The following is a 1073-nucleotide window of genomic DNA, read 5'->3' as shown; positions in this document are numbered from 1 at the left end:
CCTTGTGGGCACTGCGCGAAAGAATCAGGCGGTTGTGCGTGTAGTCCTCCAGGTAGCCTTGGGCCTTGCCACAGATCTCGAAGCTGCGGTCGGTGCTGCCAAAGGCCTGCATCAGCTTGTGGCAGCCCAGTGGGGGGGCGATATGCCGGTCGCCCTTGCCCGCCAGGGCCAGCACCGGCAGCGTCAGATGCGACAGCCCCGCCAGGTAGTCAAAACCGTCCTGCCCGTGGAAGGTTTGCCGCAGGTTCCAACGGCACCATTGGCGCATCATGGCGGCATCTTCGTTTTCCGGGCCCATGCGCAGGCGGGGGCCGTGGGCGGTGTGCTGCCAGCGCAGATAGCCATCAAACAGCCGCAGTGCGGCACGGGCCCGCCAATGCCGTGCCGCCTCGGTAGCCTGGCTGGCCAGCATGACCAGGCCGGCAATCTTCTGCTGTGTGGACCGGGGATGCCGTGCCAACCACATGGCCGCCACCAGCCCGCCGCCAGAATGGCCCACCCAGAACAGGCGCTCGTGGCCACTGTAGGCCAGGACCGCGTCCACCACACACGGGACATCCCAGCGGGCCACGGCATCAAAGCTGGCACCGGTTCTTGGTTTGGCGCTGCCTCCGCGACCGCGCCAGTCAAACACCCAGGCCGTCCAGCCCATGCTCTCCAGGTACGTGGCCAGCCCCATACAGGTGCCGTGGTTGGAAAACGAGCCATGCGACAGCAGCACCGGGCGGCCATTCGGCGCGCCGATGCGGCGCAGTGCCAGGCGAACACCGTCGTCCGTGGTGGCGAAAAGGGGGGAGCTGCCGCTCATGGTTCCAGCGCCGAAACCAGGTGGGGAAAATCGGCTACGCCGAGGCGGTGGAGGCAGGGAATTCCCATGAGGACTTCTTTCTGTCGGCACACGCCATCGGGGTTTTAAAGGCACTCTGGCAGGTGTGCTGAGCGGTTGAAACCAATGGGTTCTGCGCCAGCGTTTACGGCGTTAAGGCGGAACTGATGGTGCATGGTAAGGCCCGCCCCATGCGTAAAGGCTCATAAATCAGGCACTTAATTGCCAGCAAACGTAACTGGTGTGC

General features: G+C 64.6%; 1 protein-coding gene. It reads right to left on the bottom strand.

Annotation, left to right across the window (positions count from 1 at the left end):
- Nucleotides 1-808: alpha/beta fold hydrolase (locus AC097L_RS26050; protein WP_479589584.1), on the bottom strand; the 808-nt coding region annotated here is incomplete at its 3' end.
- Nucleotides 809-1073: the final 265 nt, after the last annotated feature.

The organism is Rhodoferax sp. RT5P35, from assembly GCF_056521385.1.
The sequence above is the reverse complement of the archived record's forward strand: the minus strand, read 5'-3'. Positions and strand labels throughout refer to the sequence as shown.